The organism is Streptomyces sp. NPDC003720 (assembly GCF_042875075.1).
In the GTDB taxonomy this organism is placed as follows: Bacteria; Actinomycetota; Actinomycetes; order Streptomycetales; family Streptomycetaceae; genus Streptomyces.
On the sequence record NZ_JBIANZ010000001.1, the window covers coordinates 831,333 to 855,612 of the forward strand.

General features: G+C 73.1%; 22 protein-coding genes and 1 pseudogene. 13 read left to right on the forward strand and 10 right to left on the reverse strand.

All coding sequences use genetic code 11. The features are described 5' to 3' along the window. The first annotated feature begins 48 nt into the window (after positions 1 to 48). Genes ACFYU0_RS04075 through ACFYU0_RS04095 form a run of 5 tightly spaced genes read left to right on the forward strand, consistent with a single transcriptional unit; the run spans position 49 to position 4,174 of the window. Positions 49 to 1,746: a PP2C family protein-serine/threonine phosphatase gene (locus tag ACFYU0_RS04075; RefSeq protein WP_389297609.1), complete on the forward strand. Its 1,698-nt coding sequence runs from the start codon at positions 49 to 51 to the stop codon at positions 1,744 to 1,746. Beyond that, positions 1,743 to 2,837, forward strand: a complete 1,095-nt coding sequence (locus ACFYU0_RS04080) for a B12-binding domain-containing protein (protein WP_351663158.1) — start codon at positions 1,743 to 1,745, stop codon at positions 2,835 to 2,837. Before ACFYU0_RS04075 ends, ACFYU0_RS04080 begins: the two co-directional genes overlap by 4 nt. Further along, positions 2,834 to 3,226, forward strand: a complete 393-nt coding sequence (locus tag ACFYU0_RS04085; RefSeq protein WP_351663161.1) for an STAS domain-containing protein — start codon at positions 2,834 to 2,836, stop codon at positions 3,224 to 3,226. The genes ACFYU0_RS04080 and ACFYU0_RS04085 overlap by 4 nt, the downstream gene beginning before the upstream one ends. A gap of 44 nt (positions 3,227 to 3,270) precedes the next feature. Further along, on the forward strand, positions 3,271 to 3,630 hold the full coding sequence (locus ACFYU0_RS04090; RefSeq protein WP_389297612.1) for an STAS domain-containing protein: 360 nt from the start codon (positions 3,271 to 3,273) through the stop codon (positions 3,628 to 3,630). A gap of 58 nt (positions 3,631 to 3,688) precedes the next feature. Then, positions 3,689 to 4,174, forward strand: coding sequence for an ATP-binding protein (locus ACFYU0_RS04095; RefSeq protein WP_351663167.1), 486 nt, complete (start codon positions 3,689 to 3,691; stop codon positions 4,172 to 4,174). A 27-nt stretch (positions 4,175 to 4,201) separates the two neighbouring features. Here the strand turns inward: ACFYU0_RS04095 and ACFYU0_RS04100 are convergent, their stop codons facing one another. The 3 genes from ACFYU0_RS04100 to ACFYU0_RS04110 form a co-directional block, all read right to left on the reverse strand. Further along, entirely contained in the window at positions 4,202 to 5,047 is an 846-nt protein-coding gene (locus ACFYU0_RS04100; RefSeq protein WP_351663170.1) for a DUF1206 domain-containing protein, read from the reverse strand. A gap of 87 nt (positions 5,048 to 5,134) precedes the next feature. Continuing rightward, complete coding sequence (locus tag ACFYU0_RS04105) at positions 5,135 to 6,355, reverse strand: phospholipase D-like domain-containing protein (RefSeq protein ID WP_351663173.1); 1,221 nt, start codon at positions 6,353 to 6,355, stop codon at positions 5,135 to 5,137. A gap of 140 nt (positions 6,356 to 6,495) precedes the next feature. After that, positions 6,496 to 6,909 (reverse strand): SRPBCC family protein, encoded by a 414-nt coding sequence (locus ACFYU0_RS04110; protein WP_351663176.1) that lies wholly within the window; start codon positions 6,907 to 6,909, stop codon positions 6,496 to 6,498. A 258-nt stretch (positions 6,910 to 7,167) separates the two neighbouring features. Here ACFYU0_RS04110 and ACFYU0_RS04115 point away from each other — a divergent pair, with 258 nt between their 5' ends. Then, positions 7,168 to 8,901: an LCP family protein gene (locus tag ACFYU0_RS04115; RefSeq protein ID WP_389297615.1), complete on the forward strand. Its 1,734-nt coding sequence runs from the start codon at positions 7,168 to 7,170 to the stop codon at positions 8,899 to 8,901. A 112-nt stretch (positions 8,902 to 9,013) separates the two neighbouring features. Further along, positions 9,014 to 9,706 (forward strand): GAF and ANTAR domain-containing protein, encoded by a 693-nt coding sequence (locus tag ACFYU0_RS04120; RefSeq protein ID WP_389297617.1) that lies wholly within the window; start codon positions 9,014 to 9,016, stop codon positions 9,704 to 9,706. Positions 9,707 to 9,859: 153 nt separating this feature from the next. Here ACFYU0_RS04120 and ACFYU0_RS04125 read toward each other — a convergent pair. The 4 genes and pseudogenes from ACFYU0_RS04125 to ACFYU0_RS04140 form a co-directional block, all read right to left on the reverse strand. Continuing rightward, positions 9,860 to 10,291, reverse strand: a pseudogene (locus ACFYU0_RS04125) (ATP-binding protein); the annotation flags it as partial. A gap of 126 nt (positions 10,292 to 10,417) precedes the next feature. After that, on the reverse strand, positions 10,418 to 11,311 hold the full coding sequence (locus tag ACFYU0_RS04130) for a CAP domain-containing protein (RefSeq protein ID WP_389297619.1): 894 nt from the start codon (positions 11,309 to 11,311) through the stop codon (positions 10,418 to 10,420). Between the two features lie 464 nt (positions 11,312 to 11,775). Continuing rightward, positions 11,776 to 12,063, reverse strand: coding sequence for a DUF1905 domain-containing protein (locus tag ACFYU0_RS04135; protein ID WP_389297621.1), 288 nt, complete (start codon positions 12,061 to 12,063; stop codon positions 11,776 to 11,778). Between the two features lie 94 nt (positions 12,064 to 12,157). Continuing rightward, positions 12,158 to 13,462, reverse strand: coding sequence for an MFS transporter (locus tag ACFYU0_RS04140; RefSeq protein WP_389297623.1), 1,305 nt, complete (start codon positions 13,460 to 13,462; stop codon positions 12,158 to 12,160). Between the two features lie 57 nt (positions 13,463 to 13,519). On the opposite strand from ACFYU0_RS04140, the gene ACFYU0_RS04145 reads away from it, so the two are divergent. Then, positions 13,520 to 14,503, forward strand: a complete 984-nt coding sequence (locus ACFYU0_RS04145; protein ID WP_389297625.1) for an ArsR family transcriptional regulator — start codon at positions 13,520 to 13,522, stop codon at positions 14,501 to 14,503. Positions 14,504 to 14,531: 28 nt separating this feature from the next. On the opposite strand, the gene ACFYU0_RS04150 is transcribed toward ACFYU0_RS04145, so the two are convergent. Beyond that, on the reverse strand, positions 14,532 to 14,687 hold the full coding sequence (locus tag ACFYU0_RS04150; protein ID WP_199209266.1) for a DUF6131 family protein: 156 nt from the start codon (positions 14,685 to 14,687) through the stop codon (positions 14,532 to 14,534). A gap of 235 nt (positions 14,688 to 14,922) precedes the next feature. On the opposite strand from ACFYU0_RS04150, the gene ACFYU0_RS04155 reads away from it, so the two are divergent. From ACFYU0_RS04155 to ACFYU0_RS04165, 3 genes are all read left to right on the forward strand, one after another. After that, a complete protein-coding gene (locus ACFYU0_RS04155) occupies positions 14,923 to 16,806 on the forward strand; it encodes an arabinofuranosidase catalytic domain-containing protein (protein WP_389297627.1) in 1,884 nt (627 codons plus the stop codon). 343 nt (positions 16,807 to 17,149) lie between these two features. Continuing rightward, positions 17,150 to 18,280, forward strand: a complete 1,131-nt coding sequence (locus ACFYU0_RS04160; RefSeq protein ID WP_389297977.1) for a S8 family peptidase — start codon at positions 17,150 to 17,152, stop codon at positions 18,278 to 18,280. A 296-nt stretch (positions 18,281 to 18,576) separates the two neighbouring features. Beyond that, on the forward strand, positions 18,577 to 19,197 hold the full coding sequence (locus ACFYU0_RS04165) for a lamin tail domain-containing protein (RefSeq protein ID WP_389297628.1): 621 nt from the start codon (positions 18,577 to 18,579) through the stop codon (positions 19,195 to 19,197). A gap of 83 nt (positions 19,198 to 19,280) precedes the next feature. Here the strand turns inward: ACFYU0_RS04165 and ACFYU0_RS04170 are convergent, their stop codons facing one another. After that, a complete protein-coding gene (locus tag ACFYU0_RS04170) occupies positions 19,281 to 20,435 on the reverse strand; it encodes a glutathione-independent formaldehyde dehydrogenase (RefSeq protein WP_351663206.1) in 1,155 nt (384 codons plus the stop codon). Between the two features lie 252 nt (positions 20,436 to 20,687). On the opposite strand from ACFYU0_RS04170, the gene ACFYU0_RS04175 reads away from it, so the two are divergent. Beyond that, positions 20,688 to 21,578, forward strand: coding sequence for a restriction endonuclease (locus ACFYU0_RS04175; protein WP_389297630.1), 891 nt, complete (start codon positions 20,688 to 20,690; stop codon positions 21,576 to 21,578). Between the two features lie 31 nt (positions 21,579 to 21,609). Here the strand turns inward: ACFYU0_RS04175 and ACFYU0_RS04180 are convergent, their stop codons facing one another. After that, positions 21,610 to 21,825 carry a hypothetical protein gene (locus ACFYU0_RS04180; protein WP_351663698.1) on the reverse strand — a complete coding sequence of 72 codons (216 nt, stop codon included), beginning with the start codon at positions 21,823 to 21,825 and terminating at the stop codon, positions 21,610 to 21,612. 272 nt (positions 21,826 to 22,097) lie between these two features. Between ACFYU0_RS04180 and ACFYU0_RS04185 the strand changes: the two genes are divergently transcribed. Beyond that, positions 22,098 to 24,275: an FUSC family protein gene (locus tag ACFYU0_RS04185; protein ID WP_389297631.1), complete on the forward strand. Its 2,178-nt coding sequence runs from the start codon at positions 22,098 to 22,100 to the stop codon at positions 24,273 to 24,275. Positions 24,276 to 24,280 lie beyond the last annotated feature (5 nt).

Here is a 24,280-nt window from a genome sequence, read left to right on the forward strand (position 1 = left end):
AAGGACAACATCCCCTGACGCAGGAAGGTGGTGGGGCGCGCGGCTCGCGTGCCCCCGCTTGTGTGCGCTTCCCCGAGTTCTTTTGCCGACCCGCGGGACGCCGGCGTCAACGTCGGCGCGACCTGGGGTGATGCCCCCTACCCGGTGCTCGTCATCGACCGGAACGGCGGTCTCGCCGGCCTGAACGCCGCCGCCCGCCGGCTCCTGCCGCACGGGAACGGCGACGGCGCGCCACAGCACCTGGTGCCGTCCTGGCTGTCCGCGGCCCACCAGCGCCTCACCGAAGGACCGGCGGGTGCCTTCACCGGCCCGCTGACCGGAGAGATCGACGAGCGCCGTTACGAGGCGCATGCCACCCCGTCGGAGGACGGGGGCGTCGTGTGGTGGCTCATCGACGACACCGACCGGCGGGTGGCCGAGAGCGCCCTGCACAGCTCGCAGGAGCGGGTGGCCGTCCTGTCGGCCGTGTCCAGCAGACTGCTGTCCACCCTCAACGTGCCGCGCTGCGCCGAGGCGACCGTGGGCATGGCCGCGGAGCACCTGGCCGAGGCCGCGGTGCTCGTGCTGCCCCCGCAGGGGCGCCGGCACATCCTGACCTACGCCCAGCGGGGGCGTCCCGTCCAGCGGGCCCTGCGGCGGATCGACCCGCGCGCCGTGCACGGTCTGGCGGAGGCCCTGCAGGGGTTCCCGCCGGTCCCGGCGAGGTGGATCGACCCCGACGGCCTTCCCGACTGGGTGGTCCCGGACGGCTTCGAAGGACCCGTCGGCTCGGTGATCGTCACCCCGCTGCCCGGGCACGGCGTCCCCGCCGGGGCCCTCATCCTGCTCCGCTCCGGAACCGAGCGGGTCTTCACCGAGGGCGAGGAGGTCTTCGCCCGGCTGTTCGCCGCCCGGGCCGGAGCCGCCCTGTCCGCCGCCCGCCTGTACACCGAGCAGACCGCCATAACGGCCACGCTCATGCGCGAGCTCCTGCCGCCCGCCCTGCACACGGTGGACGGGGTCGAGTACGCCGGGCAGTACCGCCCCGCCGGGGACGAAGAGCGCGTCGGCGGTGACTTCTACGACTTCCACCCCGGCGCCGAGGCTTCCCAGGAGACCCTGGTCGTGCTCGGCGACGTCGCGGGCAAGGGCCTGGACGCGGCCGTGCTCACCGGCAAGATCCGCAACACCCTGCACGCCCTGCTGCCCCTGGCCGGAAACCACGACGAGGTGCTGAAACTGCTGAACGGCGCCCTGCTGACCACCCAGCACACCCGGTTCGCCACCCTGGTGCTGGCGTCGGTGCGCCGCCGCGACGACCGGGTGCACGTACGGCTGACCAGCGCCGGACACCTGCCGCCGCTGATCGTGCGCCGCGACGGCACCGTGGAGGAGGCGCCCACCCGGGGCACCCTGGTCGGCGCGCTGCCGGAGATCAGCTCGGTCGGCGTGGAGGTGGTGCTCGGCCCGGGCGAGACCTGCCTGCTGTACACGGACGGCATCACCGAGGCGCGCGGCGGGCCGCTCGGCGACGAGATGTTCGGCGAGCGGCGGCTGCGCCGGACCCTGGCCGAGTGCGCCGGAATGCCGGCCGAGGCCGTGGTGGAGCGGGTGCAGATGATCGCCGCCCAGTGGATCGGCACGGGCCGCCACGACGACATGGCGACCGTCGCCGTCAGCGCCCCGGCGAAGGGCGTCCCCGCGGGGGCGCCGGCGGGCGCCGCGGACCACGGCGGCGCCGGCGAGCGCGGCGGGAGGCGCAGGTGAGCCTTCCGATACAGGTGGGCGGGACTGAGGACCGGCTCTGGCGGGCCGTCGTGGACGGCGACGAGTACAGCGCGGTCGGCATCGTGCACGGCGCTCTCGCCGAGGGCGTCGACGAGGAGACCCTGCTGCTGGACGTCATCGCCCGGGTCCAGGCCAAGGTCGGCACCGAGTGGGCCGCCAACCGCATCAGCGTCGCCCAGGAACACGCCGCCACCGCGATCAACGAGCGGGTGGTCGCCGCCCTGGCCCATCGCCAGGACGCCGGCCCGCACCCGCGCGAGTACCGCGGACGGGTGACGGTCAGTTGCGTGGACGGGGAGTGGCACGCCTTCCCCGCCCGGCTGGTCGCGGAGGTACTGCGCCTGCGCGGCTGGCAGGTCGACTATCTGGGAGCGCAGACCCCCACCTCCCATCTGGTCGCCCACCTGCACCACACCAACCCGCGTGCGGTGCTGCTGTCCGGGTCCATCCCCACCCACCTGCCCACCGCGCACGCGGCCATCACGGCCTGCCAGGCGGTCGGTGTCCCGGTACTGGCCGGCGGCCGCGCGTTCGGCCCGCGGGGCCGCTACGCGTACGCGCTCGGCGCGGACCGGTGGGCGGCCGACGCCCGCGGCGCGGCGGCGGCACTGGAGGCCGACCTGCCGCACCCGGACCCGGCCGCCGCCCGGCAGATCGTGGACGACCTGCCGCACCTGGCCGACCAGGAGTACACGATGGTCGTCCAGTCGCGCGGCACGCTCGTCAAACAGACGCTGCAGGACCTGGAGGACCGTTTCCCCGCACTGCGTGCGTACAGCGACGAGCAGCGGGAGCGGACCGCCGAGGACATCGCGCACATCGTGGGCTTCCTGGCCACGGCGCTCTACGTCGACGACGCCGAGGTGTTCACCGGCTTCCTGCTGTGGACCGCCGAGATCCTCGAGGCGCGGAGCGTTCCGGCGCTCTCCCTGGTCAGCGGCCTGGACGCGCTGTCCGACCGGCTGCGCGACTTCCCGCGTACCCTGAAGATGCTCCGCGAGGGCGTCACCGCCCTTCTCGAGCGCGCCCACTCGCCCGCTCACGCATCCGGACCCGACCTGCACGTATGACCCAGCACCCTGCCACCGAATTCGGCCTCGCCACGGACAGCGCGCCGTCCACCCTGACCGTGCGCGTGTCCGGGGAACTCGACTACGACACCTGCGACGATCTGGTGGACACCGTCGTCGACGGCCTCGCCGAGCAGCCGGCCCCCCGTCATGTGCGCCTGGACTTCGCCGCGCTCACCTGGATCGACTCCATGGGACTGTCCGCGCTGCTGATGATCCACCGGCACACCCGGGCGGCCGGCGCCGCGCTGCACCTGGACAACCGGCCCGACGTCCTGGAGCGCATGCTGCGTCACACCAACGTGCTCGGACCCCTCACGGCACCCGTCGCCGCGGGTGAACCGGGGCCGCCGGAAGCGGGCGGCCGCACCGGGGCGGTGGTCTCGTGACACCGGCCTCGCCTTCGCCCGACCGCGGATGGCAGGATGACGGCATGCGGTGGGGATCCGAGACAACGGTGCAGGTCGCGCGGCACGCGCACGTCCTGGAGATCAGGGTGCGCGGGGAGGTCGACTACGACGAGTGCGACCTGCTGCGCGCGGCCTGGGCCGAGGCCGACGAGTCCGATCTGCCCACCACCGTGGTGGACCTCTCCGGTGTCACCTTCGGCGACAGCCAGTTGCTCAGCGCCCTCCTCGACGCCCAGCGCCGCCACCGCGCGAGGGGCCGCGAGTTCGTGATCCTCGGCCCGCTCCAGGAGGGCCTGGTCCGGCTGCTGACCATCAGCGGCACCATCGGGCACTTCACGATCACCGACTCCCGCGACAGCGCGCTGCCCAGCGACACCTCCTGAGGCGCGGTGCACCACCTGAAATGACGGGAAGGATGCCTGGAACACCGAGGGGGACGGAATGTCCGTGACGCACGAGGGCGAGGGCGGCCCGGGGCCGCACAGGACGGCGGTCCCACCGGACGGCCCGGCCGGCAGCGCCGCCGGGCCGGCGGACGCGCTCCTCTTCAGCGCGACCTGGGCCGAGGGGGCCCTGCGCATCGCCGACGCGCGCGGCGCCGTCCGCACCCTCCTCGCCCGGGCCGGGCACTCTCCCGCGCAGCGTCCCAGCCAGGACGCGCAACTGGTGGTCAGCGAACTGATCACCAACGCGCTGCGCCACGCTCCCGGCCCCTGCGGCATGCTGCTGGAGATCTCACCCGGCCGGCGCGAACTGCGCGTCACCGTCTCGGACACCTCCCACCGCCCGCCCGTGGTCCGGCCCGTGGACGCCGAGCGCATGGGCGGCCGCGGTCTGCACCTCGTGCTGCGGATCTGCGGGCGCCTGCGCGTCACCCGGGACGACCGGGGCAAACGGGTCACGGCCACGATGCCGCTGCCCGGCTGAGCGGGCGACCGGCCGGGGGAGGCCGGTTCAGACCTCGCGCCAGCGGGCGTTGCACCAGGAGAAGACGCCGAACGCGGCCAGGCCGAGGGCGACGAGGGCGAGCAGCCACGGACCGGCCGGCATGTCGCGGAACGAGCGCAGCGTGTCGTCCATGCCCTTGGCCTTGCCGGGCTGGTGCTGCACCGCCGCGACCAGCGCGAAGACCCCGGCGACGGAGAACACCAGACCCCGGGCCGTGCCGCCGGCGACTCCGAAGAAGTCGGTGAAGCGCTTGGCCTTCCGGGACATCTCCGCGGTCCGCAGGTGCTTGCGGTACTTCTTCATCACGGCCCGGGCGGCGATCCACAGCCCGGCGACCACCACGGCCGCCCCGGCGAGACCGACGATCCACTGTCCGCCCGGCCACTTCAGCACGGTGGCGGTGACGTCGTCGGTGTTCCGGTCGGAGGAGCCGCTGCCGCTGCCCTTGTCGCCGGCGGCGTACGACAGGACCGAGAAGGAGAGGAAGGCGTAGAACACCGCCCGGGCCGCGGCCATGGCCCGCTTGGACGCCTTGTGCCCGTCCGCGCCGGCCCCGCCGAACACCGCCTCCGACAGCCGCCACAGCGCCATGCCGGCGAGGGCGACGCCGACGATCCACAGCATCGCCGAGCCGAACGGCTTGTTCGCGAGTTCACTCAGCGCGCCACCGCGGTCGGCCTGCTTGCCGCCGCCTTCGCCGCCGAACGCCATCTGCAGGGCTATCACGCCCACCAGCAGGTAGATCAGTCCTCGGGCGGCGAATCCCGAACGGGCCGCCGCGGCCATCGCCGTGCTGTCGGCCGCGCGGCGGGCGTTGCCCCGTCCGCGCAGGGCCCATGACTGTGCATTCATACTGCGCCGATGCCCCCGGACTCGGTTTCGACACCTGGCCGGCACGGCCGCCTGTCCCGCCGCGCCCGGCGGGACAGGACGCATCACCTACAGGAACCTGCGGATCGGCGCGACCGAGAGCTCGCGGGCCCGCTGGAGCACCGGCCGGCGCCGCCAGCGCGCGGCGTCGACCGGCTCGCTGCGCTTCACGTCCTCGTCGAAGTCACGGTCCAGACCGGCGGTGAACTCCTCGTCCAGCACGGCGAGCATGACCTCCTCGTCGTGCTCCATGGAGCGCCGGTTGAAGTTCGTGGAGCCGATCAGCGAGGCCACCGAGTCGACCGTGATGATCTTCGTGTGCAGCATGGTCGGCTGGTACTCGCGGATCACGACGCCCTCGTCCAGCAGCCGCTGGTAGTGGTGCTGCCCGGCCAGGCGGCAGGCCCGCTGGTCGGTGTGCGGACCGGGCAGCAGGATCTCCACCCGCACGCCGCGCCGGGCGGTCGCGGCCAGCAGGTCGACGAAGTAGTCGTCGGGCGCGAAGTACGCCGTGGAAAGACGGAAGCGCTCCTGCGCCGACGTCAGCACGACCCGCACGAGCGTCTGCATGTCCTGCCAGCCGAAGCTGGCCGAGCCCCGCACCACCTGCACGACGGCGTCGCCCGGCTGCTCGTGCTCGACGAACCGGTCGCGGTCGTCGTAGAGCGTGTCGTGGCACTCGGCCCAGTTCTGCGCGAACGCGGCGGCTATGCCGTCCACCGCCGGTCCGCGCACCTCCACATGGGTGTCCCGCCACTCGCCGGGCCCACGGGCGTCCCCGCACCACTCCTCCGCGATGCCGACACCGCCGGTGAAGGCGAGGCTCTCGTCGACGACGAGGGCCTTGCGGTGACAGCGGTGGTTCTGCTTCAGCGGGGACAGCCGCACCGGCTTGCGGAACCAGGCGACCTGGACCCCGGCCTCGTCCATGGCGTTCAGGAGCCTCGGCTCGATCTCCTTCGCCCCGAACCCGTCCAGCAGCAGGCGGACCCGCAGCCCCGCCCTGGCCCGCTCCGCCAGCGCGTCGGCGAACTCGTGGGCGATCTCGCCGCGCCAGTAGACGAAGGTCATCATGTCGATGGTGTGCCGCGCCGAGCGGATCGCCTCGAGCATGGCCGGGAAGATCGCGTCGCCGTTGCGCAGCCGCGTGAGCCGGTTGCCCTCCGTCGCGGCGATGCCGAGCAGACGCTCGAGCCGTCTTCGCAGCCGCTGCTTGCGGGCCTCCGCGTCCTCCGTCGCCGTGGCGCCCGTGTCCGGGTGCCCGTCCTCCTCCGCCGTCCGCTGCAACATGCCCTGCCTCCCCTGTCGTGGCCCCCCCCGCACCATGGCTTCGGGGCGGGCGCCGGATCCGCCGGGCGTACGTATACCCGCAGGACGTGTCACATGCCTCCGTACGGTGTCCGGTCACCGGACACCCGTCGGCGCCGGGCTCAGCCCGCCGCGTTGTCGACGCGCAGCCGCACCTGCTCCTCCAGGCGCCGCAGGCTGTCGTCGAGTGCTTCGCACACCTGCCGCTCGCCCGGGTCGTGGCCCTCGTCGAAGAAGGACAGGTGCACGGTCACCTCGCTCGCGCCGCTGCCGATCCCGGCGACCTGGAGCCAGCCCGCGTAGGAGCCCTGTCCGCGAGTGCCCCACTCGATGCGGAGCTGGTCGCTCTCGGAGCGCATGAGGGCCGCCGTGTCCTGGCCGGTGTCGTCCTCGTGGACCGTGACGGCGGGCGGATCCTCGACACGCACGTGCAGCTCGCGCGGCAGCCAGGCGTCGAGCTGGTGGGTGTTGGCCGCCTGGTCGAAGACATGCTCGGGCTGTGCGGGCATCGTGCGGGAACGCTCGTACTCGGACATCGGGACACCGCCCCTCCGGTCGGAACACCTACCCCGGACGCGTGCCCCTTTCGCGCCGACCGAAAAGCCCCGATTCGCCCCGGCGGCGGACCGTCGCGCCGGCCCGTCTTGCCGACCTCTCACCTGTGAATCACCCCAGGATCCGTGCTGTTCGCACCAGGGGTTTGTTAGATTTCGCAACCGAAGAAACCCAGGTGGAGCCGCCGTGCGCCCGACACGGTCCAGCCTGCCGGGCCCGACCGTTCAGGGGAGTGGAAGATGAGCGACCCGTGGGACGGCCCGGGCGGTCAGGCCACGCGTGACGGCACCGCCCGGGTGCCCGCACAGCGCACCGGCGACTCCGGCGCGCCGCCGGCCTCCGGCGGCCGGAGTGCCGCCCGGCGGGCGGCGCGGGAAGCCGCCCCTCCCCGCGGCGCACGGGCCCGGCGGGGCCGGCCCGTCCGGCGCGGCAGGCGCGCGCTGCGGATCGCCGGAATAGGCCTGTCGCTCGCGATACTGGTCACGGCCGGTGCCGGCTGGTGGTTCTACGAGCATCTGAACGGCAACATCCACAGCGTCTCGCTCGACGGCAAGGGCGGCAGCGAGAAGGCCGACGCCTTCGGCCGCACCCCGATCAACATCCTGGTGATGGGCTCGGACGGCCGCACCAGCAAGGCGGACTGCGAACTCGGCGGCGGCTGCTCGCACACCGGCGTCCAGGACGGCAGCAACGCGGACGTGCAGATGGTGGTGCACATATCCGCCGACCGCTCCAACGCCACCGTGATGAGCATCCCCCGCGACACCATGACCAAGGTCCCGGCCTGCAAGGACAGTGCCACCGGCCGGTCCACGGCCGGCTACTACGGCCAGATCAACAGCGCGCTGCAGTACGGCCCCGCCTGCCAGGTGGCCACCGTGCACCAGCTCACCGGCATCCCCATCGACCACTTCGTCAAGCTGGACTTCTCCGGCGTGGTCAAGATGTCCGACGCGGTCGGCGGAGTCTCCGTCTGCGTCACCGACGACGTCTACGACACCTACTCGCATCTGAAGCTGTCCGAGGGCAGCCACACCCTCAAGGGCGTCGCGGCCCTGGAGTTCGTCCGCTCCCGGCACGGCTTCGGCGACGGCAGCGACCTCGGGCGCACCATCTCCCAGCACATCTTCCTCAGCGCGATGATCCGCAAGTTCAAGAGCGCGGGCACGCTCACCGACCCGAGCGCGGTCTACGATCTCGCGGACGCCGCCACCAAGGCGCTGACCGTGGACGACGGCCTCGGCACCGTGAAGAAGCTGATCGGTCTCGCCACCGACGTGAACAAGGTCCCCACCAAGCGGATGACCTTCACCACGATGCAGACGGGCGCCGATCCCGGCGACAAGAACCGGGTCGTGGTGGGCTCCGGCGCCACGGCGCTCTTCTCCGCCATCGCCGACGACCGGTCACTGACCACCGGCTCGGGAAAGAAGTCCGGGGCCGCCTCGGCGACCGCCAAGGCCAAGGACAAGGACAAGGCGTCGGCCGTGCCCGCCTCCGACATCGCCGTCACCGTCGAGAACGGCACCGCGATCACCGGCCGCGCCTCCTCCGTCGCCGCCGCGCTCACCGGCAAGGGCTTCAGCACCGGCACGACCACGGCCAACGCCCCCAGCCCCGCGGCCACCACCACGCTCACCTACGGCACCGGCCAGAAGGCGGAGGCCCGGGCCGCCGCCGAGGCCCTGGGCCTGCCCGCCTCGCATCTGAAGCAGGGCTCCGGCACCGGTCTCACCCTCGTGGTCGGCGCCGACTGGCCGAGCGGCGCCACCTGGCCCGGCGCCTCGTCGTCGGCCTCGTCGGCGCCGGGCGACGCGAAGGCCGCCGTCTCCAACGCCCACGCCCAGACCGCCGACCAGGCGAAGACCTGCGCCAAGGTCAGCCCCTACAAGACGGTCAGCCTGGGCGGAGTCCCGATGACCCCGGCCCAGGCCTACGCCGCCGCGCGCGGCAAGCCGGATTCCGACGACTGAGCCGTCGCCCGGGAGCGCCGCGCCCGGGCCCGGGCCCGAGCCGGAGGCGCGGCGCCCGCGACGGCGGCGCTACTGTTGATCGAACCGGTGAGCGAGACGGAAGTGGTGGCGGATGGAGTGGCGGGAGTACGCGGAGGCGATGGCCCGGCTCGCCAGGGACCTGCTGGAGCAGGACTCGGTACAGGCGACGCTGGACGCGATCTGTGCGGCGGCCGTGGAACTCGTCGAGGGCTGTGAGTCCGCGGGCATCCTCGCGGTGCGCAAGGGCAAGGCGGTCACCCTGTCCGCCACCGACGACGTGGTCCGCGAGTGCGACCGGCTCCAGGGCGAGCTGGGGGAGGGGCCGTGCTTCGACCTGGCACGGCGCGGTGGCGGCGACCGTGTCTACCGCATCTCCGACATGACCGCGCCCCAGCCCGGCTGGGGGAGGTTCGCGTCGCAGGCCCGCGAAGTGGGCGTCTGCAGCATGACGGGGGTGCTGCTGTACACGGACCACGAGGACTTCGGGGCGCTGAACCTGTACAGCTCCCGTCCCGGGGCCTTCGGCAAGGAGATCGAGACGGCCGGCTGGCTGCTGGCCTCGCACGCCGCCGTCGCCCTGGCCAGCGCCCGCACCATCGACCAGCTCGAGCACGGGCTGCAGAGCCGGCACGCCATCGGGGAGGCCATGGGCATCCTGCGGGAGCGCCACAAGCTGAGCGAGGACGAGGCCTTCAACGTGCTGCGGCGCATCTCGCAGGAGCACAACGTCAAGCTGCGCGACATCGCCGAGCGGGTGCGCGACGACCGTCCCGGGCCGGTCTGACCGGCTGTGGGCCGGTGCCGTCCGTCCCGGCGGCGGTGGCGGCCCGTTGGGCGGATCCGTCCGGCTCCGCTCCCGCGGCGCCCTCCGCCGCGGATCCGGGTCCCGGCCCGCGGCCGCGGGGCCGCGGGAGCCGGGCAGCAGGAGCGACACGTCGACCTGCTTGCCCTCGTCGTGGGCCGTCACGGACAGCGTGTGGCTGATCGCCTTGACGATCTCGAGCCCGTGGCCGCCGATGCGCTCCCCGTCGGGGGAGAGGACCTCGGGCATCCGGCGGGAGGAGTCCCACACCGAGATCCGCAGGCGGTCACCGTCGGGAGACACCTCCAGACCGAGCCCACAGGGCCCCGACGTGTGCCGCACGACATTCGTGATCAGTTCACTGACCACCAATTGCGTGTCCTGCACCACGCGGTCGGGGACGGGGATGCGGTCGGTGGCACGGACACGGTCGAGAAAGCGCTCCGCCGCTGCGCGGGCCTGGGCGGCGCTGAGAGCACCGCTGTCCCAGGTGGTGTTCCACCGCAGCGAGGCGTCCCCGTTCCGTTCCGGCTCATCCGACGCCTTCTGCCTAAGCGGGATGGCCATGAAACTGCCTCGGTTGTCACTGGGTACGTGGCTGATCTGAATCAGTCGGCTACCCAGAAGCCGCTCCCATAGCCCCCTTCCGGCTCACCAGTGTCGGACGGACGGGTCACGGGGCCGGGCGGCCCGCTAGCGGGCGGCCCCGAAGTCCTGGGTCCAGTAGCTGCCGGGCTGCGCCAGGCCGACGCCGATCTCCTTGAACGCGCAGTTGAGGATGTTGGCCCGGTGACCGGGGCTGGACATCCAGCCGGCCATGACCTCCTCCGGCGTGGAGTAGCCGTACGCGACGTTCTCGCCGTAGGAGCTCCAGGAGTAGCCGGCGCCGGTGATCCGGTCGCCGGGCGAGGAGCCGTCGGAGCCGGTGTGCGACATGTTCTGGTGGGCGGCCATGTCCTGGCTGTGCTCCTGGGCGGCCTTGGTGAGGGTCGCGTTCAGGTTCAGGGGGGAGCAACCGACCTTGCCGCGCTCGGCGTTGACCAGCTCCACGACGCGGGCGACGACGCCCGAGGCGGTGGCGGTGGCGGAGGCGGTGGGCGCCGGGGTGCTCGGCGCGGTCGCGGTGGCCGCCGGCGCGGTGGGCCTGGGCGTGCTGCGGGGAGCCGTGGCGGCGGGCTTCGGGGTGCTCCGGGGCGTGGAGGCGGTGGGCCGGGGAGCGCTGGGGGACACCGTGACGGTGTGCTTGCGCAGGTGCCGGTGCCGGTGCTTGTGCTTCGGCTTCTGCGGGGTTGCGGCGGGAGCGCTCGGTGCGGTCGCGGCAGGGGTGGTCGCACTCGGTGCGCTCGTGCTCGGAGTCTGCGAGGGCAGCCAGCTGGGCGCGATCCCGCCGTCTCCGTGCCAGTACCGCTGTCCGTAGTCGGCGTACCGGCTCTGCGCGGCGGCGTTCCGGGCGTCGACGGGGCGGTCCGCTGCGCCGCCCGGCCACTCGCCGCAGGCCATGGCTATGGACGGCACTCCGACGGCGCTCACGGCGACCGCAGCGACGACCACCCGCCGGTAACGCTGCTTCTTGCGATGCTCTCCCATTGCGTGACCTCACTCGCTGGTCGTTGCGCGCCCCGGTGTGGCCGACGCGCCGCGGACTCCGCTCCCGACCTGCGGGAACGCCTTGCGGATCGTCATTCTTAGGAAGCCTTCACACGGCATGCAAAGAGGCCGTCGTACTACCGCGCCTAGTAGACGGGGTCGGCCCTTGCCAAGGGCGTCGGAGCGTGCAGGTACGGCCGGAGGGAGGTGCGCCCACCGCTGCCGCTCCGTCAGAAACCGTCCCGCGCCGAGCGCAGGGCCGACGCGGCCGTCCGGTCGGAACGCCGTCCGGTCTGCCCTGATCCACTTCCGCACCAAGACGGACAAATCTCATATGTCGCCGGAGCGGGGTCTACTAACCGACCCGCTCATGTCGCGGCGGTGCTGTGACGGATGTCACGGAACCATTGATTCCGTTTGCTGTTCCGGGTGTCCGGGGCCGCGACGGGGGCCGGGCCCGCGGGTCAGAGGCGCACGGTCATGGTCACGGTCACCTCGTCGCCCGCCGACAGGCCCTGCGGCGCACGCACCGCCTTCTTCAGCGGCAGCAGATAGCCGCCGTCCTTCGGGAAGAGCGACGTGGAGAAGTCGCTGCCGCCGATCCGGGCGTCGACCGGGATGACGCCCCAGCCGTAGGTGGCCGCCGAGGCGATCTCCCGGATCTCGGTGGACTCCTCCTCGGGCACGCCCACGAAGTAGAACGGGGACGGCCCACGCCACTCGATCACCCGGCCGTCGAAGACAAGTTCCATACGGGCTGCTCCAGTTGACACGACCAGGGGCGGATCGCGCTCAGCGTACCGGCCGGGGGAACAACCGGCCTGACGCCCCGCCGGGCGGGGGGCGTCAGGCCGGCTCGCCCCGCCAGGCGCCGTCCCGCCGGGCCCAGCGCACGGCCGGCGCCACGCAGAGCCCGGCGAGGGCGAACACCCCGCCCAGCACCGCCCATCCGAAGGCGCCGTGCGCGATCGCGGTGACCGTGACCAGGGCCGGTCCCGCCATCATCCCCGCCGATGCACCCGTGCCGAACACCCCCTGGTAGACGCCGTGCGCGCGGGCGTCGGCGAGTTCGTAGCCGAGGGTCCAGCCGCCGGCGGCCGACAGCACCTCGGCGAACACCTGCACCACCGCCCCGGCCGTCAGCGACAGCACCGCCCACACGGGGGAGAGGCCCGCGGACAGCGCGTACACCGCGCAGGCCGCCGCCAGCAGCAGGCCCGACCAGCCCATCGCCCGCACCGCCGTGGTCACATGGGAGGCGCGCCGGGCGACCCGCACCTGAAGCAGGGCCACCAGCACACAGTTGACGATCATCAGCAGAGCGGCCGTCCAGCGCGGAGCCGTGGTGCGCTGCACGATCCACAGCGGCAGCCCGACCTCGGCCAGCGTGTACTGCACCACCAGCACCGCGTTGAGCACCGTCACCGTCAGGAAGGGCAGGTCGCGCACCGCCCGCCAGCGGTCGACCGCCGCGGCGCCGGCCGCGGGGACCGCGCGCTCCCGCGCGTGCGGCGCCAGCGGCAGCCGAGGCAGCAGCAGCGCGGGGCCCGCGAAGGACAGCGCGTTGAGCACGATCACCGTCAGGTAGGCGCCCCGCGTGTCCACCTGCAGGGCGACCGCGCCCAGCGCGCCGCCCACGCCCATCCCGACGTTCGTCACCATCCGCAGGTACGCCCGCGCCTCCACCCGCGTCGCCGGCGCCAGCACCTCCGCGTACAGCGCGCCCTGCACCCCCCGGCTCGCCATCTGCAGTCCCGTGGCGCAGATCACCGCGACCAGGAACGCGGCGTAGGAGCCGACGAGGACGTACGAGGCCGTGGCGATCCCCGTGCCGCCCCACAGCAGCGAGCCGACCCGCCGCGCCCCCCACCGGTCCGCCGCCCGTCCGGCGGGCACCCCCGCGGCCACGCCCACCAGGCCCGCGACCGTCATCCCGAGCCCGACGGAGGTCGCCTCCAGGCCGACGATACGCGTGAAGTACAGGACGCCAAGGGGGAAGTACAGCCCGTTGCCGAGGGAGTTGACGGCCGTCAGCACGGTGGCGAGGCGCAGCACCGGATCGGCCGGCAGTAGCCCGCCCGCCCGGGTCGCCCGTTCCGGCCGCGAACCGCCCTCCTCGCAGGCCGACTTCGGAAGTGGTGTGGTGGTCATGGCCGACAGCCAACCCGGTCCGCGTCCCGCTCCGACAATGATTTAGCGTGACGCTCAATGATCGAGTTCCGCTTCGCCGTCGGCGATCTGGCCACCACCTCCTTCGCCTACTCCCCGCTGCAGGAGGCGGTGTTCTCGCTGCGCTGTCTGCACGACTCCGCGAGGTATCCGCACCACCGGCCGTGGCTGCGCCGTATCCGCCCGCGTCTGGAGCACCTCGACCACGAAGTGCTCACCGTCCTGGTCGCCCCCTGGCTGTGGGTGCCGGACTTCCTCACCCCGCGCCCGGCGCGGGCCCGGCCGGTCTTCGCGCAGGAGCTCGACGAGGTGCGCCGCACCCCGCCGGAGGTCGTCGCCGCGGACTTCCGGGCCACCTACCGCACCGCCGACACCCTTCCCCCGCTCGTCGCCCGGGGCCTGGCCGACCCCGCGGCCTTCCTCGTCCGGCTCACCGGCGCCCTCGACGCGTACTGGCGCACCTGCCTCGCCGACGCCTGGTGGCCGCGTACGCAGAGCATCATGGAGGCCGATCTCGCCCACCGCGCGCGGGTGCTGGCGGAACAGGGCGCGGCCGCGCTGTTCGCCGGGCTCGACCCGCGGCTGGTGTGGACCGGCGACCAGCTCCGCCTGCACCGCGAGGGCGACACCGCTCCCTGGCCGTCGGCCGACATCCGCATCGCGGGCCGCGGCATGGTGCTGGTGCCCACGCTCTTCGCGCGCGGCGCCCAGACGATGATCGACGCTTCCCGCCCGCCGCTCCTCGTGTATCCGGCCCGCGGCCGCGCCACTCTCTCCGAGACGCCGCCCCCGGTGACCGACCGCGCCCTGGTCCGGCTCCTCGGCCGGCCCCGGGCGCGGCTGCTGTCCCTTCTCGCCGAACCGGCCTCCACGACCGAACTCGCGCACCGCCTGGAGGTCACCCCCGGCGCCGTCAGCCAGCACCTCGCCGTCCTCTACGACGCCGGGCTGCTCAGCCGCGCTCGCAGCGGCCGCACCGTGCGCTACCGGCGCACGCCCTTGGGGGACGCACTGTGCAGGTAGCGCACGGCGGAGCCGCCGGGCGGTACTCCTACCAGTAGTGCTTGCGACCCGCGACCGCGTGCCCCATCGAGCCGAGGATCCACAGGACCGCGCCGATCACCACCAGGATGATGCCGATGGTCCACAGAATCGAGATCCCGGTGAGGAAGCCGATGATGAGCAGGATGACTCCGAGGGCGATCATGACGTGCCTCCTGTCGAAGTAACACCTCTCCTGTCCGTGTGCCCCGAAGTGAGGCGTCAAGCCACCCACGGAAGCAACATTTCAGGACAGATACAAAACTTTAAATAAGTCTGAAGCAACAAATCTTGACGTCATCCACCGCGCTTCATACGTTCCGCAACGGCCGCAGCGAAAGACGAACTCGGCCGCCACGCCGCCCTGTTGGCAGCACGTCCCGTCCTTCGAGGAGCAGACGATGCGCGGAGAGAGACTCGAACTCACGACCGGCGCCGGGCCCAGACCGCCGCGGCGCCCCTACGCACGCGTGCGATCCCTGTCGGCCGTCCTGGCGCTCGTGCTCGGCGCCCTGGCCGGCCTGAGCGGGCCGGCCGAGGCCGCCGGCTCACTGCCGTGCGACATCTACGGCGGCGCCGGCACCCCGTGCGTCGCCGCGCACAGCACGGTGCGCGCGCTCTACGGCGCCTACAACGGCCCCCTGTACCGGGTGACCCGGGCCTCGGACGGCGCCGCGACCGACATCGGAATGCTGTCGCCGGGCGGTTACGCCGACGCCGGCCGCCAGGACACCTTCTGCGGCGGGACCACCTGCCGCATCACCCGGATCTACGACCAGACCGCACGCCACAACGACCTCACCCCCGGGCCCGCCGGGACCGCCGGCATGGGCGCGGACCGCGGCGCGGACGCCGGTGAGATCGCCGTCACCGCGGGCGGCCACAAGGTCTACGGCGTGTGGATCTCGCCCGGCGTGGGCTACCGCTACACCGGCGTCGCCTCGGGCGTCGCGGTGAACGGGCAGCCCGAGGGCGCCTACATGGTGGCCAGCGGCACCCACGTCGGCTCGGCCTGCTGCTTCGACTACGGCAACGCCGAGAGCACACCGGCCGACACCGGCAACGGGCACATGGACGCGGTCAGCATCGCGACCACCTGCTACTTCGCCCCGTGCACCGGCTCGGGGCCCTGGGTCGAGGCGGACCTGGAGAACGGCATGTTCCAGGGCGACAACGGCTCCAACACCGCCAACCGCGGCAACAGCAGCGCGTACGTCACCGCGATGCTGAAGAACAACGGGCAGACGCGATACGCCCTGAAGGGCGGCGACTCCCAGTCCGGAGCGCTGACCACGTGGTGGGACGGCGCCCTGCCCACCCGGGGCGGCTACCGGCCGATGCACCAGGAGGGCGGCATCATCCTCGGCACGGGCGGCGACAACAGCAACTGGAACATGGGCACGTTCTTCGAGGGCGTGATGGTCGCCGGCTATCCGACCGACGCGGCCGAGAACGCCGTGCAGGCCGACATCGTTTCGGTCGGCTACTCCGGCCGGACGGACCTGCCCAACGGCCCCCAGGGCACGGTCACCGGCCCCGGCGGCAAGTGCGTCGACGTCGCGGCGGACGACACGGGCGTCAACGGCGCCGCCGTACAGCTCTGGGACTGCCAGACGTACGCCGAGGACCAGTTCTGGACCCACAATCCCGACGGCTCCCTCGGCACGCTCGGCCGGTGCCTGGACATCAGCGGCAACGCAACGGCGAACGGCACGAAGGTCCAGCTGTGGGACTGCGACGGCGCCGGCGGTCAGAGGTGGGTGCGGCAGACGGACGGTTCGCTGCTGAACCCGCAGTCGGGCCGCTGCCTCGACTCGCCCGGCGGCGCCACCGCGAACGGCACCCGACTGCAGATCTGGGACTGCAACGGCGCCCCGGCCCAGAAGTTCTCCGTCAACGGCGGCGCGCCCGTCGCCGGCCCCGGCGGCAGGTGCGTCGACGTCGCCGCCGACGACACCGGCGTCAACGGCACCGCCGTGCAGCTCTGGGACTGCCAGACCTGGGCGGTCGACCAGCACTGGTTCCATCAGGCCGACAACTCCCTGAAGACGTTGGGCCGTTGCCTGGACATCGAGGGCAACGCAACGGCGAACGGGGCGAAGGTCCAGCTGTGGGACTGCAACGGCGTGGGCGGCCAGAAGTGGGTGCAGCGGACGGACGGTTCGCTGCTGAACCCGCAGTCGGGCCGCTGCCTCGACTCGCCCGGCGGCGCGACCGCGAACGGCACCCGGTTGCAGATCTGGGACTGCAATGGATCGGCTGCGCAGAGGTTCCGGCTCGGCTGAGTGCACATCGTGTGCGCAAAAAGTCACAAGGGCTCCTCCGGTGTTGTTTTTTGCTTTCAATCACAGCCGGGAGCTGCGGCTATACCCCTGGGTTCCGTCGAGGGCGAGGGGATCCGGTGGAGGTGTGAGCGGGAGCGGCCTGCCGCCCGCACGCACGGGGTTGATCTGTGCGTGACAACTCGGCACGCTCCGAGACGCACCGGCTCTTCGTCGCCGGTGCGTTCCCCCACTCCACCCCCCACACACGACGAGGAGACCCCTCTTGACGACCCATCACCACCGCATGGGCAAGGCGAGGATCGCCACCGCGATCGCCTCCGTGACGGCCGTCGTCGGCACCGCCATGGCCGTGTCGCCCACCGCCCACGCCGAACGCCCCGCCGAGGGCACGGTCTACGGGACGCACGCCCGGGGAGCGGTCGCCGGCAGCTACATCGTCCTGCTGGACCACAAGGCGTCACAGGCGCGGAAGGCGGACCTGGCGCAGCAGTACGGCGGTGAACTCGGCCGCACCTACGGCTCGGCGGTCAACGGCTTCTCGGCCTCGAGCCTCACCGAGACCGAGGCCAGGCGGCTGGCCGCCGATCCCGCGGTCTCGACGGTGGTCCAGAACAAGAAGTTCCACATAGCGGCCGCGCAGGACAACCCGCCGTCCTGGGGGTTGGACCGGATCGACCAGGCCGACACGGCCGGCGACCACAAGTACACCTATCCCGACAAGGCCGGCGAGGGCGCGACCGCGTACGTCATCGACACCGGCGTGCGCATCAGCCACAAGGACTTCGCGGGCCGCGCCTCCTACGGCTTCGACGCCGTCGACAACGACGAGACCGCCGACGACGGCAACGGCCACGGCACCCACGTCGCCGGGACCATCGCCGGAACCGCTCACGGTGTCGCCAAGAAGGCCAAGATCGTCGCCGTCAGAGTCCTCGACGACAAGGGCTCCGGCACCACCGAGCAGGTCGTGGCCGGCATCGACTGGGTGACCAAGAACCACAAGGGTCCCTCCGTCGCCAACATGAGCCTCGGCGGCGGCGCGGACCCGGCCCTCGACGCGGCGGTCGCCAAGGCCATCGCCGCCGGCGTCACCTTCGCGGTCGCGGCCGGCAACGAGTCCACCGACGCCAAGAACAGCTCGCCCGCCCGGGTGCCCGAGGCCCTGACCGTCGCCTCCAGCACCGACGCCGACGCGCAGTCCGACTTCTCCAACTTCGGCTCCACCGTCGATCTGTACGCGCCGGGTTCGGGCATCACCTCGGACTGGAACGACAGCGACGAGGGGACCAAGACGATCTCCGGCACCTCCATGGCCACCCCCCATGTCACCGGTGCCGCCGCCGTCTACGTCGCCGCCCATCCGGACGCCACACCGGCCCAGGTCGCCACGGCCCTGACCGGCGGGGCGACCGCGGACAAGATCACCAACGCCGCCGGCGGAACGCCGAACAAGCTGCTGAAGGTGACCCAGTAACGACACCGTCCAGCGGCCCGGCGACCCCACTCGCCGGGCCGCCGGCTGTTACGCACTTTCGGGTGAGAGAGGCACGGCCGGGCCGGCCCTCACACGGCCGACGACGGCCGTACATGCCCCATTCACCGCATTAATGGACATTGCACCCGAGAGTCACGGAAATGTGCGTGAACCGTAACGGACCTCGTGTGTCCGTCGGCGGCGCGGTCCGCAGCCTGCACGGTGTGGCTGTGCGGCCGCCCGGCCGCCACCCGCACAACCCTGAGAAGGGGGACACCTTGTCCGCTTCTGTCTTCGTGACCGCACGTCGTGTCGCTGCCGCCACCGTCGCCGCGACGGCCGTCGTGGGCGCGGCGGCACTGCCGGCCTCGGCTGCCGATCACGGCCGCTACCAGCGCGCACAGGTCGTCATCAGCGCCGTGCAGCACGGCTCCCACGTCCGCGACGCCCGCGCCCTCAACCGGGAGTGGGTGGAGATCACCAACGAGGGCCGGCGCGACGTCAACCTGAACGGCTGGACGCTGTCCGACGCCGACGGTCACACGTACGTCTTCCGCTACTACCGGCTCGAGGGCCACGAGACGGTCCGCGTCCACACCGGCAACGGCCGGGACCGCGTCGGCGACGTCTACCAGGACCGCGGCCGCCAGGTGTGGGACAACAACGACACCGCGACCCTGCGCGACAGCCGCGGCCGCTACATCGACTCCGCGTCCTGGGGCAACGACCGCCACGGCCGCTGGGGCGGCGGCTACCGCGACCACCGCGGCGACGACCGCGGCCGCTGGGGCGACCGCCGTCACGACGACCGCGGCCGCTGGGGCGACCGCCGCGACGACGACCGCGGCCGCTGGGGCGACCGCCGCGACGACCACCGCGACCACCGGGGTGACCGCCGCCACGGCGACCACCGCTGATCCGGCACTCCGCATCCCATGACCCACGGCGCGTCACCCACCAGGGGTGACGCGCCGTCGGATTCTCCGTGCCGCAGTTCAGGTCACGCGGCGAGCGCGTGGCCCGGGTGCAGTACGACCTTCGTGTAGCCCTCGATCCGCTTGTCGAACTTCTCGTACGCGTCGGGCGCGTCCTCGAGCGGCAGCTCGTGCGAGACCACGAAGCTCGGCTTGGCCCGCCCTGCGATGATCATGTCGCGCAACTGGCGGTTGTACCGCTTGACGTTGCACTGGCCGGTGCCCATCTGCTGACCCTTCTCGAACATCCGGCCGATGGAGACCAGCAGCTGACCGTGCTTGGCGTGCTCGTCGGGTCCGCCCGGGTCGGACGGCACGTACAGGCCGGGCACGCCGAGCATGCCCGTGGGCCGTACCGTCTCGACGAGGGTGTTGAGGACGACGGCGGGCTCCTCGTGGCTCACGTCCTTGTGCGACGTGGCCTGGTAGCCGACGGCGTCCACGCCCTTGTCGGTCCCCTCGCCCGCGGTCTGCTCCTTGATCTGCTCGGCCGGGTCGCCCTTGGTGAAGTCGATGGGGATGGCCCCGATCTCCTCCGCCTTGGCGAGCCGCTCGGGCACCCGGTCCACCGAGAAGACCTTGGACGCGCCGCGCAGCAGCGCCGAGTAGGCGGCCATCAGGCCGACCGGGCCCGCGCCGAACACGGCCACGGACTCACCGGGCGACACCTGCGCCAGCTCGCAGCCGTGGTACCCGGTCGGGAAGATGTCGGCGAGCAGCACGAAGTCCGTCTCGAACTCCTCGCCCGGCGGCAGCTTCAGGCAGTTGAAGTCGGCGAACGGGACCCGCAGCCGCTCGGCCTGGCCGCCGGTGAACGGGCCCATCGCCACGTATCCGTACGCTCCGCCCGCGAACCCCGGATTCACCGTCAGGCAGAACCCGGTCTTCCCGGCGAGGCAGTTCTTGCAGAACCCGCAGGCCACGTTGAACGGCATCACGACCCGGTCGCCCTGGGACAGGGAGGCGACACCGCTGCCGACCTCCTCGATGACGCCGAGGTTCTCGTGGCCGAAGACGATACCGGCCGGCGCGGCCGTCCGGCCCTCGTACATGTGCAGGTCGGAGCCGCAGATCGCGGTGGACGTGACCCGTACGATCACGTCGTTCGGGTGCTGGATCTGCGGATCGTCGACGTCACCCACCGTCACGCTGAACGGCTTCTCATAGACGACGGCTTTCACCTTCGGTCACCTCCGCGTGGAACACCGGACGGCGGCGGCGACGGGCCCGCTCCGCGGGGCACCGGACAGGCCGGCCCGCGGCCGCGCCCCACGAAGTCCTCGCCGCGCTGCTGAACACTTCCAGCATTCGCCCGCCCGGCCCGTTCCGCAAAGGCACGCCGTCGCCGGCCGCCAACCACCGTTGAAGTCGGCGATCTTGGGCACGCGTAGCCGGGTGATCTTCGTCTTCGTCCTCTTGGAGGGAAGCCCAGCATGACCGTCCCCGCCCGGCCCTTCCGCCCCGTCGACCGTGACCGGCGGCGCTTCGACCTGCGCACGACCGCCCTGTTCTTCGTGCTGCTCGCGATCATCCTGTGCGTCCTGAGCTTCGTGGCCCGTACCGCGGTCGACATCGTCGAACGCCGTCCGTTCTGGGCCTGTTCACTGGCCATGGTGTGCTTCGCGGCGGCGCTGACGGGCAGGTCCCGGTGGCGGCGGCTGTCCGTCGCCAGATGTGCGCGCCGCGCCACCGAGACCCTGGAGGCGGCGGCCGAGCGGGCATCCGACACACTGCGTGCCCCCGCCCCCGCCCCGATGCCGGCCCCCGCCGAGCCGATGGCGGCGGAGGCGGCGGTGGCCGCGGCGCCGACCGCACCGGCCGGCGTACCGAGCGGGCCCGGCGTCCCCGCTCCGGAGGCCGCGTACCCCGGCGCCGAGCCGTTCGGGCCCGGCGGTGCGGAGGCGACCGTCCCCCTCGACGACGTGGTCGACCACGTCGAGCTCGACCCCGACGCCTTCGAACAGGCCATAGCCGACCTGTGTGCGCGCGACGACTGCCGGCAGGTGGAAGTGGTCGGCGGCGCCGGTGACTTGGGCGCGGACGTCACCGCGGTCACCCCCGACGGCCGGCGCGTGGTCATCCAGTGCAAGCGCTACTGCGACACCAACAAGGTCGGCTCGCAGGACATGCAGCGCTTCGGCGGCACCTGCTTCACCGTCCACGAGGCCGACATAGCGGTGGTCGTCACGACGAGCGACTTCACGGCGCCCGCCCTCGAGTACGCCCAGCAGTGCGGCATCCTGTGCGTCAACGGCGAGGAGCTGAGCGCCTGGACCGACGGCACCGGACCGCGCCCCTGGGATCTCGTGGGACCCGGCGTCTGAGGGCCGGAGGGGTGCCCACAGGAGTCCTCCGCTAGTCGGTTCCGGACTCCAGGACGCGGCGGGCCGCCTCGGCCTCCGCGGCCGGCGGGGACAGCTCGTCGAGGGTGTCGAGTTCGGTGTCCGCCTCCAGCTCCCGTTCCCACGCCGCCGCCAGCCGCTCCTGCTCCTCGCGAGGTCTGGCGGCCACGGCCTCCCGGTGCTCCGGGTCCAGGGCCGCCAGGAAACGTCCCACCGGGTCCGTCGGCATACCGTGCTCCTTGTTCGCCGGGAAGGGGCAGCTCGCGCTCCAGCATGGCCAACGGCTCCGGCGCGGGCCGCCCGACACGGCCCGCGACCACCCTGATGGCCCCGCCGCCGGCCGGCCTCCTCCGCCCGGCCGGCACGCCCCGCCTCACGGCGGGTATCCCGGCCGCCGCGCGTGCCGGGCGCCGGGCGGTGCGGGATTCTGTAAGCGTGTGTGCTGCCCCAGCAGGCCGGATCCCCGCGGCCTACGCCGCCTCGGGCCGCCGAGCGGTACGCGTGACGCTGGTCGCCGCGACCGGGTTCTTCCTCTTCCGCTACGGCCTGGGCCTCCCCGTCGCGGCGACGTACGCCCTGTTCTCCGCCGTGGCGCTGGGCGGACTGTCCAGGATCCCCGGCACCGGACGGCAGCGCGCCGCGACGGGACTGCGCGCGCTGCCGGTGTGCTGGCTGCTGGTGGTGGTCGGCACCTGTCTGTCGGTGCGGACCTGGAGCGCCGTCGCGGGCATGCTGATCGTGGGCTTCGCCCTGGCCTTCACGGCCGTGGGCGGGCCGCGCCCGGCCGGCGCGGCTCCCGGCCTGCAACTGCTCTACATCCTGCCGTCCTTCCCGCCGTACGACCCCGGCTCGCTCGGCGAACGCCTGATCGGCACGACGACGGGGCTGGTCCTGCTCATCGCCGCCGAGGCGCTGATCCTTCCCGAGCCCCCGCCGCCGTCGTACCGGGATCGGGCCGCCCAGGCCGCACGGACCGCGGCCCACTGCGCGACCCTCCTGGCCGTGCCCCCGTATGCCCTGACCGGCGCCGACAGCGAAGCCGCCCGGGAGGACGGCGCGGCGCTGCGGCCGCTGACCGTGCCGGAGGCGGAACGTCCCGCCGGACCGGGGCTGCGTGACCGCGCCCTCGCCCACACCGGTCTGGCCACCCGCACCCTGCTCAGCCGGCTGGCACGGCTGACCACCCCGCCCGGCGGCGGTCAGGGCCCCCGCGTGACCGCCGTCCTGCGCGCGGTGGCCGGACTGTCCACCGGGACCGCGAGCGGCCTCGGATCGGGTCCGGCGCCGCTGGCCGCGTACGCGGAACTGGCCGAGGCGCGCGCACACCTGGCGGCCGCCTCCGCCGGCCACGTGCCGGCCGGGGCCGCCGCCGACGGCACGGGCCCGCCGGTCCTGCCGCCCGCCGTGCTGCGCCGGCACGCCGCCGTACTGGAGATCGCCGACGCCGCGCTGGCCATGGCCACGGCGGCCGACCTCGCGGTACGGGGCCGGCGGGCGTCGCTGCCGGTGCAGCCGGGCCCCTTCTGGTACGCCACGAGCCGGGCCCCGACGCTGTGGTGGCACCGGGCGCGCGGCCACGCCGGGCGCCGGTCGGTGTTCTTCCAGAACGCGGTGCGCATCGCCCTGGCCCTGACCGCCGCCCGGCTCGTCGCGGGCGTGGACACGCTGCCCCACGGATTCTGGGCGATGCTGGCCACGCTCACCCTCACCCGGACCACCATGGACGAGACCTGGAGCACGATCCGCCGTGCGCTCGGCGGGACGCTGGCCGGGGCGCTGCTGACCGCCGGACTGCTGACGCTGGTGGGCACCCACGACGAGGTCTACGCGGCCGTGCTGCCGCTGTGGATGCTGTTCGCCTTCACCGTGGGCCCGGTCAAGGGCGTCGGCTGGGCACAGGGCCTGTTCACGGTGCTCGTCGCCCTGGTGTTCGCCCAGCTCGCGCCGTCGACCTGGCAGCTGGCCGAGGTCCGTCTGCTGGACGTGCTCGTCGGCAGCGTGATCGGCGCGGTGTTCGGCCTGCTCGCCTGGCCCCGCGGCGCCCACGACGAGCTGCGCCACGCGGCGGCGGAACTCCTGCGCCGGGCGGCCGAGATCGTGGTGGCCACCAGCGCCGACATGGCGGCCGGCGGCCCGGTGGCGGCCGCGCCGTTCGCGGTTTCCGGCCACCGCTCGCTGCACCAGGCGGTCATCCTCGCGGAGTCCGCGTACGCCCAGTTCCAGAGCGAGCCGACGCTCTTCGGCGGCCGGGGGAGGGGCGTGGCGCTGCCCACGGTGGACTGGCAGGCCGCACTGATCGCCGGGCATCACACCCTGTGGGGATCGGAACGGCTGCTGGAACCGCCGCCCGCCCCGCTGGGCCCGGCCGCCGCCGAGTCGGCCGCGGGGCTCGGGGACCGGGTGGCCGGGCGGATGCTGCTCGTCTCGGCGGCGCTCGACCCCGGGAGCGACACCCCGGCCGCACCGGTGCCCCGCCTCGACCCCGACCTCCCGGGATTCGCCGCGGAGCCGCCCGGCGCGCCCCGGCGGTACTACGCGACCGTCGCCTGGCTGAGCGCGCTGATGACCGACCTGGCCCGCGTCCCGCGCTCCGGCCCGGCACCCGGGCCCGCGACGACGACCGCCGCGCGGACCGGCGACCGGGCCCCCCGCGCCGCGGGTCCACGTCGGCTCAACTGACCGCT

Excerpts from the sequence above, each read along its gene's own strand:
- ACFYU0_RS04145 (WP_389297625.1), top strand. The coding sequence starts at position 13,520 with ATGATCGAGTTCCGCTTCGCCGTCGGCGATCTGGCCACCACCTCCTTC.
- ACFYU0_RS04155 (WP_389297627.1), top strand. The coding sequence starts at position 14,923 with ATGCGCGGAGAGAGACTCGAACTCACGACCGGCGCCGGGCCCAGACCG.
- ACFYU0_RS04120 (WP_389297617.1), top strand. The coding sequence starts at position 9,014 with ATGGAGTGGCGGGAGTACGCGGAGGCGATGGCCCGGCTCGCCAGGGAC.
- ACFYU0_RS04105 (WP_351663173.1), bottom strand. The coding sequence starts at position 6,355 with ATGTTGCAGCGGACGGCGGAGGAGGACGGGCACCCGGACACGGGCGCC.
- ACFYU0_RS04140 (WP_389297623.1), bottom strand. The coding sequence starts at position 13,462 with ATGACCACCACACCACTTCCGAAGTCGGCCTGCGAGGAGGGCGGTTCG.
- ACFYU0_RS04110 (WP_351663176.1), bottom strand. The coding sequence starts at position 6,909 with ATGTCCGAGTACGAGCGTTCCCGCACGATGCCCGCACAGCCCGAGCAT.
- ACFYU0_RS04095 (WP_351663167.1), top strand. The coding sequence starts at position 3,689 with ATGTCCGTGACGCACGAGGGCGAGGGCGGCCCGGGGCCGCACAGGACG.
- ACFYU0_RS04135 (WP_389297621.1), bottom strand. The coding sequence starts at position 12,063 with ATGGAACTTGTCTTCGACGGCCGGGTGATCGAGTGGCGTGGGCCGTCC.
- ACFYU0_RS04100 (WP_351663170.1), bottom strand. The coding sequence starts at position 5,047 with ATGAATGCACAGTCATGGGCCCTGCGCGGACGGGGCAACGCCCGCCGC.
- ACFYU0_RS04160 (WP_389297977.1), top strand. The coding sequence starts at position 17,150 with ATGGCCGTGTCGCCCACCGCCCACGCCGAACGCCCCGCCGAGGGCACG.
- ACFYU0_RS04115 (WP_389297615.1), top strand. The coding sequence starts at position 7,168 with ATGAGCGACCCGTGGGACGGCCCGGGCGGTCAGGCCACGCGTGACGGC.
- ACFYU0_RS04085 (WP_351663161.1), top strand. The coding sequence starts at position 2,834 with ATGACCCAGCACCCTGCCACCGAATTCGGCCTCGCCACGGACAGCGCG.
- ACFYU0_RS04175 (WP_389297630.1), top strand. The coding sequence starts at position 20,688 with ATGACCGTCCCCGCCCGGCCCTTCCGCCCCGTCGACCGTGACCGGCGG.
- ACFYU0_RS04150 (WP_199209266.1), bottom strand. The coding sequence starts at position 14,687 with ATGATCGCCCTCGGAGTCATCCTGCTCATCATCGGCTTCCTCACCGGG.
- ACFYU0_RS04130 (WP_389297619.1), bottom strand. The coding sequence starts at position 11,311 with ATGGGAGAGCATCGCAAGAAGCAGCGTTACCGGCGGGTGGTCGTCGCT.
- ACFYU0_RS04090 (WP_389297612.1), top strand. The coding sequence starts at position 3,271 with ATGCGGTGGGGATCCGAGACAACGGTGCAGGTCGCGCGGCACGCGCAC.
- ACFYU0_RS04180 (WP_351663698.1), bottom strand. The coding sequence starts at position 21,825 with ATGCCGACGGACCCGGTGGGACGTTTCCTGGCGGCCCTGGACCCGGAG.